Consider the following 17,459-nt stretch of genomic DNA (forward strand, 5'->3'; position numbering starts at 1 on the left):
CTCGTCTTATTTATGAACAAATTTCTACAAAGGCTACACTCTGTTCTGTAGTTGATACATGTTGTTGTATATACCACCGAGGCGGATTAACTCATCGTGTGTACCACGTTCAACTATCTCACCTTTGTTTAACACTAAAATTTGGTCTGCATTTTGAATTGTCGATAGGCGGTGTGCAATTGCTAGAGTCGTTCTATTCTTTCTCATCTTCTCGAGTGCACTTTGTATTTCCTCTTCTGTTTCAGAGTCAATGTTTGCTGTTGCTTCATCTAAAATTAAGATTTTCGGATCAACAGCCATCGTACGTGCGAATGCGAGTAACTGGCGCTCACCGCTCGAGAATGCAGCACCTTTCTCAAGCACTTTATGTTTGTATCGATCCGGCAATCGTTCGATAAATCCATTCGCACTAACAAATTCTGCGGCAGCTTTTACTTGCTCAAACGTCATCGTCGGATGGTACAAGCGAATGTTCGATTCAACAGTACCGTAGAAGATGAATGCGTCTTGTAAGACAAGTCCGACATTTTTCTTGAGCTGTTCTTTCTGATAATCTTTGATGCTATGTCCATCGATTAATATTTCACCACGTTCAAACTCATAAAATCTCATGAAGAGATTGATAATTGAACTTTTACCTGAACCCGTATGACCAACGAGTGCAACCGTTTCACCTGGTTCGGCAACAAAAGAAATATTTTTAAGAACATCGCGTTTGCCATCATAGCTAAATGTTACATCTTTAAATTCAATTCTGGCATCAGTGATTTTTTTATCGATTTTTTCTTGTTGCTCAGGTTGTAACGTTTCGTCATCCATCAATGTGAACACACGGCTCGCAGAGACAAGTGCTTGTTGAAAAATATTTAAACTTTGCGTCACTTGGTTAATCGGTTCGAAGAATCGCTCTAAATACTGAATAAACGCGAATACTACCCCCGCTGTTACAGCACCTTCAAAACTTAAAATACCAAAGTAACCCAAGATGAGTGCAACTCCGATAATATAGATGAAGTTCATCATCGGACTAAGAAGTAACCCGTCCAAACGAATCGTTCTCATATTATAATCAAAGTGTTCCTCATTGATTTTTCTAAACTCACGCTGCAAACGGTCTTCTTGGTTAAAGACTTGGATGATTTTCATCCCTTCAATACTCTCGGCAATCTTCGCATTCAAGTCACTCAATAACTGACGTGTATATGAGAAAAATCTTGCTGAGAACTTACGATATACAGCAATGACGAGAACGATAATCGGAATCATGATACTCGCGAATAATGCTAAGCGAATATCGAGTATGATCATCATGACAAATGAAGATACCATCATAAACGCAGCCATCAAGAATGTCGCAAGTACACCGATGAACATTTCAATGATCGCTTCGGTATCATTCGTCAATCTCGACACGACACTTCCCCCTGGCACGCGATCGAAGTATCGCATACCGAGCTTACCAATCTTTTTAAACGCATCTATACGAATTTGTTGAATGACACGTATCGCCAAATACTGAAGAAAGTACCTTTGGAAATAAGTGGCGATTACACCACCGAGCGTGACAGCTACAAAGGCGATGATCAATAGCATGATCTCATTATCAGGGAACACACGTTGTGTTAAGTAATCATCAATAAAGATCATGACTAAGTAAGGTGTCGCCATACCCGTCAATGTAGAAATCGTCAACATTAGAATTACAATAGTGATGAGACCTTTAAAAGGTAAAGCATATTTAAGTAAACGTATAAGCGTATCTTTTTGGTCTTTAAAGGTTAAATTGACATTATTCTGTTCCATCAACGTCACCTCTTTCCACGATTTCATCTAAGTTAGATTCGAGTGCGCTTCGCAAGCTCTGCGCTTTAAACGTATCGTGATACCAACCTTTTGATACCATCAATTCATCGTGCGTACCCATTTCACTCACAGTACCGCTTTCCATGACGATGATTAAATCAGCATGTGCAACAGCACTCATACGGTGCGCCGTAATAATATTTGTTTTTCTCTCACGTGTTGCTTTTAAGTTATTTAAAATCGCTTCTTCTGTTTCAGCATCAACTGCAGACAATGAATCATCTAAAATCAACACTTCTGGATCAGCCACAAGTGCGCGTGCAATTGAAATACGTTGCTTTTGACCACCAGATAAAGAAACTCCACGTTCACCAACAACTGTGTCATAACCTTCTGTAAATCTTTCGATATCTTCATGGACATATGCAAGTCGCGTTGCATTGAACACGACTTCATCATCCACTTCGGGATTTACGAACGCGATGTTATCTCGAATCGACGTTGAGAATAAGAAATGATCTTGAGGTACATAACCAAATTGTTCTCTTAGTTTATCGATTCTGTAATCACGGATTGGATAGTCACCATAGACGATATCATTTGCGTACAGTGTGTCGAATTCTCTTAACAATAGACGCACAAGCGCACTTTTACCTGAGCCCGTTCGACCGACGATACCGACTGTTGTACCTTCTGCAATCGTAAACTTGACATCGCGCAGCCCCACTTCTTCTTCTTCAGGGAAAGTAAATGATTTAATATCAAATTTAATATCCCCTCTTGGGCGTTCTTCTGTTAAGTAATCTTCACCTATGTTATTTTTCGTATTCATAATTTCTTCAATACGTTCATATGATGCACTACCTCTTTGTACGAGGTTAAAGAACCAACCAAGTGCAAGCATCGGCCAAACCATCATCCCTAAATACGTCGTGAATGTCACGAGTTGACCTAACGTGATGTCATCTGCTACAACCATCTGCGCACCATAGAAAATAGATAGGAAATAACTCACACCGATAACTGCCATAATCGTCGGATCGAATAATGCGTCAATGCGTGATACTTTTAGGTTTTTATCTACAACATCTTCACTGAGTTCGACAAAGTCTTCTTCATCTGCTTTTTCATAGCCAAAGGTTTTGATCACTTTCACACCGGCAATACTTTCCGATGTTTTATCGTTTAATGAACTAAACGCAGCTTGTGCTTTACGGAAGCCCTTATTCAGTAAACGTCCATAATAGCTCGTTAACACAACCATAATCGGCAATGGAATCATCGCGATTAATGTCAGTTTTGGGCTAACAGTTAGCGCCATCGTTACAAGTACAGCACCACCGGTAATCAGTGAGTCTGCGATCGTTAATATACCAGCACCCGCTGTACCTTGAACAGCGTTAATATCATTTGTTGCATGTGCCATCAAGTCGCCTGTTCGACGCTTTTGGAAAAACAAAGTACTCATGTCCGAATACTTTTTGAACAACATTTCACGTAATGTTTTACCTAAACGGTATGCTGCACCGAAAATAAATACACGCCAGAAATATCTAAATATGTAAGTCAGTAAACCGGCGACGATTAAAATAACGAGTAAAATCGATAAAGTATTCATCGTTAATGTTGATTCTGTAATATAGTCAATGACACGACCGATAATCTGCGGCGGAATTAATTCCATCAATGCAACGAGTACGAGTGCAATAACGCCCCCGACATATAACTTCCATTCTCTTTTGAAAAACCAGGACAACTTTTTATATACGTTCATTTTCGACCTCCATTCTATGAAATTGTACCATATGTTTCGGATATTGAAATAAAAAAATGACCTACTTATGAAAAATCATAAGTAAGTCTGATTTACTTAGAAAAAGAACATAACAAAGCTTAGTGTTCTTCCCATTAAACGGAATATCATCATCGTTAAACCGACGATAATTGCGATTAAAATAATTTTATTTCGCCATGCTTTTTTTTCAGGTTTAAGTAACTCATCTGGATCTTCTCCATCCATCTTTTCCTGTTCTTTGAGTAACTCTTCTTCAATCTCTTTATTGATTTCGCTATATTTCTCATCGAGCAGTTCATCATTCAATGGTTGCTTAGATTTTCTTACTTTCGGTACACCACTATATCGAACCATTTCATCACTTCCTTTTCGTGCGCATGTTTATAGTACTAATCGATAGTATGGACGCTCTTTATCTGCGACCGCTTCTAATGGAATTGATCCATACGACTTTAAGATTGTCGTACAATGATCAAATTCATCTTCAGATAAAAACCTCGGCTGCCAGAAAGTCTTCAAGTTATTGCTGTAAAACGGATACAGCAATAGCTCAATTGATTCATCAAAGACAAGTTGAGCAATCATGCTATATGGCGCAACGTGACGACGATTATACTCACCATTACTATTAAATACCCCATTACCAATGCTGTATACCACTTTTGTGCCATCAATTTCTTCCACACTTTGAATCATATGTGCACCATGTCCAATGATGAGATCTGCACCAGCTTCAACAATTGCCTTCGCATAGACGCGTTGCATCGGATGTACATCTAAGAAGTCAACACCCCAATGCGTGATAACAAGTACTTTTCCATTCGGATATTTTTCTTTTTCTGCTCTAATGTTGTTCAATATCTCGCCTGTTAATGATGCAACGCCCGGTTTATTACCAATCGCATAAAAATCAAACTCTTTGTACATCGGACGGCGATACCAATACGCATTAAAGATTGCAAGACGCTGACCATCAACATCTAAGATAAATGATTTCTCCGCTTCGTTTTGAGTGGCACCCGCACCAATCGATGGAATCTTTGCAGCATTAAATGATTCAACTGTTAAACGAAGTCCCTCTTTTTCCATATCCATCAAATGGTTGTTACCCAAAGTCACAAGGTTAAACTTCTCTTTTTTAATGGCTTTGACCGTCTCCTTCGGATCACTGTAAAGTACGAATGGTTTGCGTGCCTTTAGATGATTGTTCGTCTTGTGGCTAATTGCCGCTTCAAAATTAAGAATGTTAAAGTCACCTTCAGAAAATAATGGACGCAATCCATCAAATGAATAGTTTCGCGTCTTCGTCTGAAGTGCATCAATCTGACCTTTACGTTCTCTAATTTCTGTGTAGAATTCTCCAAAGTACGTGTCCCCCATTACATTCATGCGGAATGGTTTATCTTTTACTTTGATGACTTTACTATTCGCTTTCTGAGTTTTTACTTTCGTTGCCTGATCAATTACACGCGTTAACATTTGGTCGCGATTATACGCATCTGTCGCACCGAGTGCGACTGAAATGTATTGATTACCGTCAACAATTGTTTCTGTAATCGCAATTGAGTCCTGGTGACCGAAAAATATACCGCTATTTATTTTACCGTGTGCATACAGGTTTGTCGGTGTGAATAACATTTTATCCTTGTAACTAAATGTTCTTTGTGATAAAAGATCCTGAATAAATGGATATTTGTTAAATAGTACGAGCCCGACTTTATATAAATTCTCCAGCGTCAACGACTGATCTTTGTTCGTTATACGACGACCTGTAATATTTCGAGCTGCAGTCAAATCGACGCCGAGCTTTTCTGCTTGTGCATGGATGACACCCATTGCATTTTTATTGCTTCCGATTACTTCATTTGCAAGCATGAGTAGTGCATTCGGTGCGTGATTAAATAACCCTGCCGATAGTAATGTGTGAAGGTTCACTTGATCTGATTTCTCTAAAGGAATGCTTCTCGGTGCTGAATTACTTTTTATTTCCTTTGCAGTTGGCGTATATGTCTGACTGAGTTCATATTTATTTGCGAACACTGCCGTCAATATATAGTTCATGAGTAAGAGTCCACCGACACCTTGGTTTTGTACAGCATCCACATCACCCGTTGACGCGATTATTTCACCTGTTTTCGTATTGAATGTCACCGCACCTGCACCACTTGCATGTGGATGACTTAGATTTGGAATTTTGATTTTAGGCGTTGCTTTAAGTGCTTCAACGACGTTGTCTCTGACATGTTTAAAGTCCGTCGCACGTGCGGAACCCTTGATTAAGACGACATCATCAGCCCCGATTATGTTTGCGACACGATTAGCTAAGTCTTGGCTGTTCTCAAAATAGCCACCGATCATCGTTTCAGGTAATTCTTTCAAACAGTGCTTCATCTCTTCACCATGACCAAACACCAAATCGACATTTTGTTCGATCAAGCTTTTAGCAACTGCCTGGTGTCGTTTTTTGGCCTCTTTACCTAAGTTGACGATACGACCGAGAATCGCAATTGATTTACCCTTACGTTCTTTATTTATATTTTGAAGGACTTCAATACTTTCAATCATCGAGTTCGGCGTTGCATTCCATGCATCATTTATTAACGTAAATGCCGCACCATCTCTCGTTTGATGTGTTTCGATATTTTGAACACTTTTATTTGGTTCATAACTACTAATCAGTGGCAATGCATCATTGAGTTTAACATCACTCAATTTTAGTGCAGTCAGTACACCTGCGATATTTTGTGCCATACCTTTACCATGCAACCTCGAAGTAAATGTCACGGATTCTCCAAGCACATCGACAGTCGCTTTCGTACCGTCCTGTGTATCTATAAAATCTTTAATCAATACATCACTGTCCGCATGAAAACCATACGTAATGATATTTGTATTGTATTTGCTGACTTCTTCAAATACTGTGTCAAATTCGTTCATATCACGATTTAATAATACGTGACCACTCTTGTTCATACCTTCTGCAATTTTCGATTTGTGAACTGCAGTCTCATATGCTGATTTTTGCTGACCACTATCAATCGATGTAATCATCGCAATATTCGGTGGATACTTTTTCATGATCCCACCCGAACGCATCCATAGTGAAGAGATCGCCACTTCAACGACAAGGTGGTCTGGTTCCGCAATTCCCGTTGCAATCGTCAATGGCACACCTGTACGTGTGTTATGGTTGCCTCGCGTTGCGATTACAGTCGAGATATTTTTCAATATATGTTCAAATAATGATTTCGTTGTAGACTTACCTGCTGTTCCAGTAATCGCAATAACGTTTCCTTTGTACACATCATATGCATGGTCACCAAGTAAGTTTATCGCTTCATACGTATTTTCCATCAAATATTGTGGTATCGATGGATCGAGATTGAGTTCACGCGCTACGATGACACCGTTCACTTTATCGCTAAATTTCGGCACTTTTAAATGCGTATCATTCCACCCAGCATAGATTCCACGGTTACCTGATCCTTTATGCCAAGTGTCTTCATCTAGTGCTATAAACATGACACGCTTACCATTATTGTAATCCGTCTCTGTTTGGGTTTTATTGATTGCAACAGAGTCTACAAACCATTCATCGTTTGGTGGATTAATCCAACGACCCGGTAATATCGTTTCAATCACATCTTTTGAAAAATTCATAAATACCCCTCATTAATTGATAACTTTCTTTAATAAACTGATACAATTATATCACGAAGCATTAATTCCGCATTACATTTACAGGAGTGATTCTACTATTATGAGTAACAAATATCTAGACCCTGCCATCTTTAATGGTATTTTTGGTCATAACATTGATTCTTATTTAATTTCATTGGAAGGTTGGAGACGTGGACTAACGCTCACGTGGTATCGAGAGCAGACACCTGTCAATCCATTCAACCATACGACCGATACAGCAATGAAGCTGTTCAGTTTAGAATCTCATGGTGGTAAAAAACACTTTTTCTATCGATCGCGCGGTGATTTAGTTCACAATGACTCTACTCAGATTTGTATATCCAAGCAAAACACGAAAGATGTGTTAGAAGAACATGGAATTTCAACACCAGAGGGCGATCGGTTTGAGCTAAAAAATCGTGCAGACATTTTAAAATGTGCCAATGAAATCAAGTATCCAGTCGTCGTAAAACCGCTCAGTGAAAGTATGGGACGCGGTGTGTTTACTGATATTAGTAGCGATAAAGAACTGAACGAAATTTTAGATCATTATGAAACATCTCGATATTCAAAGCTTATATTAGAAAAATATTACTATGGGAATGAATATCGTATATATGTCGTCGGTGATGAAGCCGTAAGCTGTGTATATCGTGAGGCTGCGTCTGTTACTGGTGATGGTGAGAAAACGATTCAACAGTTAATTACAGATAAAAACCGAGCGCGTAAAAAGAACCCTAACTTAAAAAATAAACTGATCAAAGTCGACTATGAAATCGAACGAATGCTCAGTCGGCAAGGGTTGATGACTTCTTCTGTCCTTGAAGATGGTCAACAAGTATTTTTACGCTCGACGTCAAACCTATCAATTGGTGGTGAACCTTTCGATGTGACTGATGAAATCTCTGATGAGATTAAACAACTCGCTGTTGACTCATTAAAAGCGATTGGCAATATCCCACATGCGGGCGTTGATATCATCATCGATCCTAATGATGACACAAAAGGCGTGGTCATTGAGCTAAATCCAACAGCTGGGATTACATTCCACGTATTTCCTTACAACGGTAAAACGCGAGATGTACCTGCAAAATTGATTGATTACTATTTCCCTGAAACAAAGGGTATGCCGAAAAACAATTTTATATTCGACTATAAAGAAGCAACTGCCATTCTTAAAGATGGTCAGTATAATCAACTGCAAATCGCACCATGCCCGACCGGTGAAACGATGCATGCGACTGTGAAGATGAGTGGAAAGCCGATTTCTGGTGGCAGAATGTTGCGTATTAAACGCTCTGCATTGATTACACAGTTAAGTGGAAACTTCGAACGTGTTGATAATAGTACGATTCTGATGCACATGATTATTTCAAAAAAGAGTCGATTTGAACTGTTCATTCGACGTATTAAAAAAAGATATCCGGACTACAATATCGAAGTGACAAAAACTCCTGTAAAGACGTCAGCCGGCGAGTACTTCTATAGAGGAATTACATTTAATTAAAAAAGACAGGACCTTTTTGGTCCTGTCTTTTTTAACTATTGACCACGCGCTTTCATTTTCGCACGTGCTTCTTTAGGATTTTCTGCTGATTTGTTCATCATAGCCAACATTTGGTTGATTTTTTTCTGTGATGGTTTTTGACCCATCTGCATCATCATGATACGCAGCATTTCTTCGTTAATCGGTGGATTCTTCTCTAAATAGTTCATCATGTATCTTCTTGCCATGTAGAACCCAAGTGCTAATCCCCCAATAAATACGACGAATACGATTATTATCCATATCCAAGTATCCAAACTTTTCACCTCGTTTAATCTTTAACCCTAATAAATTTTACATGATTCACTCGATGTTGACAACATTAATTCTCTAAAACTTTCTTAACAACATTCTCTACTGTGAACCCTAAGTGCTCGACAACTTCGGCACCTGGACCACTTTCTCCGAATCGATCGATTGTCATCAATTTGCCATCCATACCAACAAATCGGTGCCAACCGATGCTTGCAGCCATCTCTACTGCCAATCTGTTTTCAATGTGTTTATTTAATACAGAATCTCGATATTCTTTATCTTGCGATAAAAATTCACTCATATTTGGAATTGATGCCACTTTAATAAGCACACCTTGTTCTGCGAGTTTTTCAGCTGCATTCACTGCGAGTGATACTTCACTACCAGACGCAAAGATAATCGCATCATCACCTGCATCATAGACGATGTATCCGCCGCGTGCGACACCTGTCTCAACGATATCATAATCCACATCGAGAGTTTTAACATCTTGTCGCGTTAACACGAGTGCTGTCGGTGTAGATTCTGACTCAACTGCAACTTTCCACGCAGCTCTCGTTTCATTTCCATCTGCTGGACGAATCGTTTTTAGATCGGGAATTGCACGTAAACCGGCTAACTGCTCTACCGGTTCATGCGTAGGTCCGTCTTCACCGACAGCAACTGAGTCATGTGTTAATACATATGTGACAGGCAGTCCCATAATCGCACTTAAACGCATTGCAGGTTTTAAGTAGTCACTAAATACGAAGAACGTACCACCATATGGGTAAATTCCGCCATGTGCTGCCATTCCATTTAACGCTGCTGCCATACCAAACTCACGTACACCGAACCAAACGTTACGACCCTCAGGGTTATCTTTAGAAAAGTCTGTTTCATCTTTTACAAGCGTCTTATTACTGCTCGCAAGGTCCGCAGCACCACCAAATAATGTAGGAATAGTTTTTGATAAAGCTTGGATCATATCGCTTGATGTACCACGCGTTGCTTTCTTCTCACCCGCTTGATACATTGGCATTTCTGCATCATAATCACCAGGCAATTCTCCTTCAATCGCATCGACCAACTCTTTATAAAGTTCTGGATGTACACCTTTGTATGCTTCTAATTGTTCGTTCCATTCTGTCTCTTTTTGTTCTGAGCGTGCAAGAAGTGTTTCTTTGAAATGTGCATAGACTTCATCACTAACTTCGAACTGTTTTTTTGGGTCAAAGCCGTAATATTTAAATGCTGCGTCGCGTTCTTCTGCACCGATTGGTGCACCATGTGCAGCGTTTTTACCAGAAACATTTGGCGCACCGTAGCCGATAATCGTCTTCACCTCAATCATCGATGGCTTATCAGAAGATTTTGCACGTTCAATCGCTTCATTAATTGCATCGATATCATTTCCATCACTCACACGTTGATAATCCCAACCGTATGCTGTAAAACGTGCTTTGATATCTTCAGAGAAACTCATGTTTAAATCACCATCGAGTGAGATATCATTTGAATCATAGAGAACAATTAATTTATTTAAGTTCACATGTCCAGCTAATGAAGCTGCTTCATGTGAAACACCTTCCATCAAATCACCATCACTCGCTAGAACATATGTGTAATGATCAACTATATTGAAGTCAATTTTGTTATAGCGCGCAGATAGATGCTTCTCTGCCATTGCAAAACCAACACTCATCGCCAAACCTTGACCGAGTGGTCCAGTTGTTACTTCGACACCTTTCGTATGACGATACTCTGGGTGCCCTGGAGTTGCCGAACCAATTTGTCTAAAGTTTTTAATCTCATCCATATCGAGTCCATCACTAAGATGAAGCAAGCTATACAAAAGCATCGATCCATGGCCAGCACTTAATATGAATCGATCTCTATTGAACCAATCATTTTTCGGTGTAAAGTTTAAATGTTTCGTCCATAACGTATATGCCATTGGCGCTGCACCCATCGGTAAACCTGGGTGCCCAGAGTTTGCTTTTTCAATTGCATCAATGGATAGTGTTCTAACCGTGTTAATTGATAGTTGTTCTATGTTCATCGACTATGCCCCTCACTTAATTATTATTATTTTTCGTATCCACCACTTTTTGTGGTGTCACATCATTTCCTTCTGGATCAATCACAGTCGTATTTTCAATTTGCTTTTTAAATGAAGCTCTAAAGTTCTTTAAATATTTGCCTCTCAGCTTTTGTAGCTCATCAAGCTCTGATTTTGTAATTGCATTCATCTTTTTCTTTTTGGCAAGCACATTCAAACGCGCCAAGTTTTCTTTTTCTAACATTTCATAACCCCCAATACATACTTAAATTTACCATAAAAATAACCCTTCACAAAATAATGTGAAAGGTTACTCCTATTTCAATTATTATTTATTCGTTGACTCATCTGCGAGTAAATAGCCATCATCATAATCGTTCGATTTTTGTTCGACTGCGTTAGCTGTTTCAATATCCATCACTTTGTCTGCAAACACTCCATCAGCATATGTCTGTTCGTATGTGTCATCATAAGAATAAGAAGCAACGTCTTGGTCACTCATCATCGAGAAAGCTGTACTTATCGTAAATACTATACCAAATACCGTTAAAAATGATTGAATTACTTTTTTCATGTAAGTCCCTCCATAGAGAACGTATGTTTGTATTTTTAGAATACCAGAACATATATTCGATGTCAACGAAAATCGAACAAACGTTTGATATGTTTATTTATTAATGGTATAATTTATTTATAAAAGAGGCATGGAGGGTTTAGCGATGCAAGAACCACTAACAGAAAGGCAACAACAGGTCTATAATTTTATAAAGAAAACCGTCACAGCTAAAGGTTATCCACCAAGTGTTCGTGAAATTGGTGATGCAATCGGATTGCAGTCGAGTTCAACCGTTCATAGTCATATCACACGATTGATTGAAAAGGGTTATATTAAACGCGATCCATCGAAACCACGTGCGATTGAAATCATTACAGATGAGAACACACATATGTACGAACCAGTTATTCAAGTCCCTGTATTAGGTAAAGTAACTGCTGGTGCGCCGATTACTGCGATTGAGAATATCGATGAGTACTTCCCATTGCCTGAACATTTCACTGCTGGTCATAATAGTGAGATATTCTTACTGACAGTCGTTGGGGATAGTATGATTGAAGCTGGCATTCATGATGGTGACAAAGTCATCGTAAGGAAGCAAAACATTGCACATAACGGTGATATTATTGTTGCGATGACAGAAGAAGATGAGGCGACGGTAAAAACATTCTACAAAGAACAAGGCTATTACCGACTCCAACCGGAAAATAGTGCTTTGGAACCTATTATTTTAGAACAGGTCTCCGTGCTCGGAAAAGTCGTTGGTTTATTTAGAGAAATGTAGAAAAACACCTGAATCCATTTGTTAAATGGACTCAGGTGTTTTTATCTTGTTATGACTTGCTATGATTTTTAAGCAACCACTCTATTGCGGACTCTCTAGAATCTACTTCACCATTTAATACAGCGACTTCTAGTGCAAGTAGAATATTTCTAAAATATTTACCTGGTTTATACCCTTCATTGATCATATCCTCACCTGTTAAGTAATTCACCAATTTTTGACGACGAACTAAATAATCTACAATTGGCTCTGCATTCGTATCCGGTCTTGCTGTGACAAAAAACAGAATCGCTTCATTGCTGTAATTTTTTAATTTTGGATGTAACTCCCAAGCTGTCTCCATTTCTAACAGTTCAGATTGATTCATGAGTGCTTTAACATCTTGTATGAACTTGCGATCACCCCGACTCATTAAGTATGGTTCGATTTTATCTAGTACTTCACTCTGATAAAACGGTATCGCAAAGTAGTTGATCCAATTGATCGTATATTCTTCCTCGAAAACGCGATCATAAATTCCTTCCAATTGTTTTACATGTATCGTACTCGATTCACGACATTCATCTTGAATATCGAACTGTCTCCAAAAGTGAAGATCAAATAGTCGCAACATTGCTTTACTCGGCGCACGGTCATTAAACAAGGCTTTTATCTGACCAATCATTCGGTCTTCTGATAGGTCCTTTATTCGACCAATTGAGTTGTGGGCTAATGTCAGCGTTTGACTATCCATTTTAAAGTTAAATCGGCTTTCAAATCGAACAGCACGGAAAATACGTGTTGGGTCTTCAATGAAACTCAAGTTGTGAAGAATACGAATCGTATTGCTTCTTAAGTCTTGTTGACCATGGAATGGATCGACAAGTTTACCGAAACTTCTTGGATTTAAACGAACTGCCATTGAGTTGATCGTAAAGTCTCGACGATTCAAATCCATTTTCAGTGAGGCACGTTCGACATCTGGTAAAGACGCTGGTCGCGCATAGTATTCAAGTCGAGTTGAAGTCACATCAATCTGTTCTCCATTTGGATGCGTCCATGTTGCTGTACCGAAAGATTCATGACTAACGATAGTGCCGCCATAATCTTCAACTAATTGTTTAGCAAACGATATCCCGTCACCTTCAACTGTAATATCCACATCATCATTCGGATAGTCTAAGAACAAATCACGTACAATTCCACCGATTAGATAGACATTAACGTGTGATTCCCCTGAACTTTTACTAATATCTTTAAGCAATTGATACGTCGACTCTGGTAACCGTGTCGACATCAACTCTTTTAAATTATCTAATTTTGGTTTCTTAAGTGCTTCCGATAACTGTTTTGAATGCATCACTTCAATAATGTCTGTACGAGTCACGATTCCGATGATTTTGTCGTTGTCCATGATTGGAATACGACCAACATTATGATTGATCACGATGCTTTGCAGCTCTTCAATTGTCGTTTCTGGTTTTGCTGTAATAAGTTCAGTACTCATATATGCTTTTATCGGGGCATGCCCGAGACCGTGGTGATTTGCTTTGTCTAAATCACGTCGCGTTATGATACCGACCAATTTTCCGTCTCGGACAACTGGATAACCGGAGTGCCCGTATCGATACATCTTTTCACCTGCATCCACCATCGTTGTCTCAGGTGTCAATGACTTAACCGGGCTCGCCATGATATCTCGTGCAATCACTGAAGGCGTGAGCAAGAGGTCCTTGTATTTATTAATATCATTTAGAACATCACTTAACTCTGCTTTTTTAACACTTGCAGATCCCGCCTCTCGGTGTCCGCCCCCACCGAACTTACTTAATAATGGTATTAAGTTAATACGTTCAGAATTTGCACGTCCGACGATAAACACAGTGTTTTTCATCTTAACGACGCATAGGACCATGTTCGCACTGCTAACATCGAGTAATTTTTCTGCAACGACTGCTAAACCTTTTATAAATTTCGGATGTTCACAGTATGAAATAACAAACTTTAAACCTTCTCTAACATATGAATTCGATTTAAAATAAAGTGTATTTAACAGATCATCTTGTTCATCTGTTAATTTATGCACAGAAAATTTTTGAATTAAACTTAAGTTCATTCCATTTCGAATGAGATGAGTGGCAGCAGCAAATTCTCGTTCAGTCGTATTTGGATAGGTAAATGATCCTGTATCCGTATATATACCAAGCCCAAACAGCGTTGCTTCAAGTGATGAAATCTGTATGTTCTGTTCTATAATTTTTTCGATTAACATCGTCACTGTCGCACCGATTTCTTCAATTTGTTCATGATCCGCAATTATGTTGTTATCAGACTTTGGATGATGATCGTATATTGTAACTTTTACATCATCAAGATTCAGGTGTTTCGCATGATTACCGAGTCGATTTAACGTCGCAACATCGACCACAATCATTTCAGAAACAAGTGACCAATCGATGTCATCATCAAGTTTCATTTCAAATGTATCACGGTAAATCGTTAAAAATTGTTTAACGAGTGACGTTTGTTTTGTCGTAATAACGAGTGTGGCATCTGGATGTAGCTTGTGCGCTGCGATCATTGAAGCCAGTGCATCGAAATCTGTATTAGTATGTGAGATTATGATTTTCAAAAGAATCGTCTCCAGTAAACATTTAATCTGTGATTATATATTCAATCATACAATAAAAACCCGAACAATGATGTTCGGATTCATTCAATCGAGTGATTTATTTTTGTACATAATTTTCAGTATAGTATGGAACATCCAGTTCATTATAAGCAACCCCTATGCCTAAATGAGTGAAGTCGGGGTGCAGTAAATTTTTACGATGATCCATAGAATTGAGTAAACTGTGATGAACAAATATCGATGACGTATGACCTGTCGCAATATTTTCACCTGCAAATCTAAACGCAACGTTACTTGCCTGAAGGCGATCTTTTAATACTACGCCACTTGGCGAAACGTGTTCGAAGTAATTGTTGGTCGCCATATCTATACTATGACCTCTCGCAGCATCCACTGCTGTCTCATCGCGCTGCAGTATACTGTATCCATATTCTTGGCGCGTTGCATTCACAAGGTAGAACAACATGCGTTCATTATTTTCTTCCGATGGATGATTGTATAGACTATCAAAAATCGTATATTCATCTTTCATGAAAATTAACATCCCATTTGCAGCATAGTCACGATGGATATCATAGAAAAAGTATACGATTCTATCGCCTAAATCGAACACATCATACTCATCATTTTGAACATTCATCCGCTTCATGCCACGTCTTAAATGTGATTCAGGCTCACCATATATTTCACGGATATCTGATTGGAATAACCCTTCAATATTAATGCGATCAAATGCGACATTTGAGCTATTCGTATAACCACCAGTAACAACGCCGTCTTTAACAAGCACCATTCTGAAATGATCATTTTGTTGGATGACTCTAAAGTCACCCACATATTCACTTTCAAGCACATCATGGCCTTCTAAATCTAACGTTTGGCCTAACATATACTCTATAGATTGGGTCTGATTGCTGTTTACTTCTTCAATGATCGTCATATCATATGTTTGATAGACATACTCTTCTGCCCAACTTTGAATCGCGTTATAACTGAATCCTTCATCAAAATCAAATGACTGAATAATCAGAGTGACAAACAGATAAAATACGTATGCAAATAATAAAAATATTAACTTACGAATCATCCTTCATCACTCCTCAATAATTTTTATTGTGTTCATTATACAATATGTGTTTTCACATTTTAAAACTTATGACTTTAAATGTTGCTCCAGAGCTTTCTCTAACGCATAGACAACATGTTCGAATGTGAGTCCACCTTGTAGATACAGTCTGTACGGTGCTCTGATCGGACCATCAGCACTCAACTCTAACGATCCACCTTGCACAAACGTACCCGCAGCCATGATGACCGGTGATGTGTATCCAGGAATAGAATCTGGAATTGGCGCAAACAATGAATTGACTGGTGACGCCTTTTGAATCGATTGTGCGAAGTCAATCATCTCTTCACTGCTATTGAACATAATCGATTGAATAAGATCTGTTCTTGGTTCATTAAATTTTGGATCAGATGTCACATTTACTTTTTCTAACACATGACTTGTCAGTACAGCGCCATTCAATGCTTCTATCACTACGTGTGGTGCTAAAAAGAAACCTTGATACATCGCATGTAGCTCTCCAAGTGAGGCCCCCATTTCTTTACCGATGCCTGGCACGGTTAAGCGATAGCTCACTTTTTCAATAAGGTCATCTTTTCCAACGATATAGCCACCCATTTTCGCAAGACCACCGCCTGGGTTTTTTATCAAACTGCCAGCAATGATATCTGCACCCGCTTCTAATGGTTCTTCTTTTTCTACAAACTCACCATAACAGTTATCAACGAATATGATGATGTCATGATGAACTTTTTTTATTTCAGTGATTACTTCTCTAATCTCATCAATCATGACAGACTTTCTACTCGAGTAACCTCTAGATCGCTGAATGGCTATCATCTTCGTATTTTCATTGATGCTACTTAGAATCTTATCGATATCAAATCTATTATCTTTTAACGGAACGACATTCATATTCACACCGTTATATTTTAATGTGCCAAAGTCTGCCACAGAATCCCCAATCACTTTTTCAAGTGTGTCATACGGTTCACCTGTAATGTATAACAGCTCGTCCCCCCTCTCGAGTAGAGTGAGCAATACTAAACTGATTGCGTGAGTACCAGAGACGATTTGAGTTCTAACAATCGCATCTTCACCTTTAAATACTTCAGCATATATCGCTTCGAGTTTATCTCGACCGAGATCATCATAACCATATCCAGATGTTCCGTTTAAATCGGTATCGGTTACACCATGATTAACAAATGCATCGAGCACTTTGTCGAAGTTAAATTGGCCAATCTGCTTATTGGCATACATAATCTCTTTAATTTCTTGCTTCGATTCTTCGATTAGTTTTGTCCAAGTCTTCATTTAT

The 17,459-nt window shown here is 38.8% G+C and carries 13 protein-coding genes; 2 read left to right on the plus strand and 11 right to left on the minus strand.

The window, feature by feature from the left end; genetic code table 11:
* Window positions 1-33 precede the first annotated feature (33 nt).
* The 4 genes from BMW30_RS02860 to BMW30_RS02875 form a co-directional block, all read right to left on the minus strand.
* Entirely contained in the window at window positions 34-1,803 is a 1,770-nt protein-coding gene (locus BMW30_RS02860) for an ABC transporter ATP-binding protein (protein ID WP_091473707.1), read from the minus strand.
* Window positions 1,790-3,577: an ABC transporter ATP-binding protein gene (locus tag BMW30_RS02865; RefSeq protein WP_091473709.1), complete on the minus strand. Its 1,788-nt coding sequence runs from the start codon at window positions 3,575-3,577 to the stop codon at window positions 1,790-1,792. Before BMW30_RS02865 ends, BMW30_RS02860 begins: the two co-directional genes overlap by 14 nt.
* 96 nt (window positions 3,578-3,673) lie before the next feature.
* Window positions 3,674-3,952 (minus strand): hypothetical protein, encoded by a 279-nt coding sequence (locus BMW30_RS02870; RefSeq protein WP_091473711.1) that lies wholly within the window; start codon window positions 3,950-3,952, stop codon window positions 3,674-3,676.
* A 27-nt stretch (window positions 3,953-3,979) separates the two neighbouring features.
* Window positions 3,980-7,258 (minus strand): CapA family protein, encoded by a 3,279-nt coding sequence (locus BMW30_RS02875; RefSeq protein WP_091473713.1) that lies wholly within the window; start codon window positions 7,256-7,258, stop codon window positions 3,980-3,982.
* A 100-nt stretch (window positions 7,259-7,358) separates the two neighbouring features.
* On the opposite strand from BMW30_RS02875, the gene BMW30_RS02880 reads away from it, so the two are divergent.
* Complete coding sequence (locus BMW30_RS02880; protein WP_091473714.1) at window positions 7,359-8,786, plus strand: ATP-grasp domain-containing protein; 1,428 nt, start codon at window positions 7,359-7,361, stop codon at window positions 8,784-8,786.
* A gap of 35 nt (window positions 8,787-8,821) precedes the next feature.
* Here the strand turns inward: BMW30_RS02880 and BMW30_RS02885 are convergent, their stop codons facing one another.
* The 4 genes from BMW30_RS02885 to BMW30_RS02900 form a co-directional block, all read right to left on the minus strand.
* Window positions 8,822-9,082: a YneF family protein gene (locus BMW30_RS02885; RefSeq protein ID WP_091473715.1), complete on the minus strand. Its 261-nt coding sequence runs from the start codon at window positions 9,080-9,082 to the stop codon at window positions 8,822-8,824.
* A 65-nt stretch (window positions 9,083-9,147) separates the two neighbouring features.
* Window positions 9,148-11,121, minus strand: coding sequence for a transketolase (tkt, locus tag BMW30_RS02890; RefSeq protein ID WP_091473718.1), 1,974 nt, complete (start codon window positions 11,119-11,121; stop codon window positions 9,148-9,150).
* 16 nt (window positions 11,122-11,137) lie between these two features.
* Window positions 11,138-11,365, minus strand: coding sequence for a DUF896 domain-containing protein (locus BMW30_RS02895; RefSeq protein WP_091473720.1), 228 nt, complete (start codon window positions 11,363-11,365; stop codon window positions 11,138-11,140).
* A gap of 84 nt (window positions 11,366-11,449) precedes the next feature.
* Window positions 11,450-11,695: a hypothetical protein gene (locus BMW30_RS02900; protein WP_091473722.1), complete on the minus strand. Its 246-nt coding sequence runs from the start codon at window positions 11,693-11,695 to the stop codon at window positions 11,450-11,452.
* Between the two features lie 145 nt (window positions 11,696-11,840).
* Here BMW30_RS02900 and lexA point away from each other — a divergent pair, with 145 nt between their 5' ends.
* Complete coding sequence (gene lexA / locus BMW30_RS02905) at window positions 11,841-12,461, plus strand: transcriptional repressor LexA (protein WP_091473724.1); 621 nt, start codon at window positions 11,841-11,843, stop codon at window positions 12,459-12,461.
* 49 nt (window positions 12,462-12,510) lie between these two features.
* Here the strand turns inward: lexA and BMW30_RS02910 are convergent, their stop codons facing one another.
* From BMW30_RS02910 to BMW30_RS02920, 3 genes are all read right to left on the minus strand, one after another.
* Window positions 12,511-15,072, minus strand: coding sequence for a CBS domain-containing protein (locus BMW30_RS02910; protein WP_091473725.1), 2,562 nt, complete (start codon window positions 15,070-15,072; stop codon window positions 12,511-12,513).
* A 97-nt stretch (window positions 15,073-15,169) separates the two neighbouring features.
* Window positions 15,170-16,159 carry a CAP domain-containing protein gene (locus tag BMW30_RS02915; RefSeq protein ID WP_091473727.1) on the minus strand — a complete coding sequence of 330 codons (990 nt, stop codon included), beginning with the start codon at window positions 16,157-16,159 and terminating at the stop codon, window positions 15,170-15,172.
* A gap of 66 nt (window positions 16,160-16,225) precedes the next feature.
* Window positions 16,226-17,455, minus strand: coding sequence for a methionine gamma-lyase family protein (locus BMW30_RS02920; RefSeq protein ID WP_091473729.1), 1,230 nt, complete (start codon window positions 17,453-17,455; stop codon window positions 16,226-16,228).
* Between the last annotated feature and the right edge of the window lie 4 nt (window positions 17,456-17,459).

This window comes from Aliicoccus persicus (genome assembly GCF_900110815.1).
Lineage (GTDB): Bacteria > Bacillota > Bacilli > Staphylococcales > Salinicoccaceae > Aliicoccus > Aliicoccus persicus.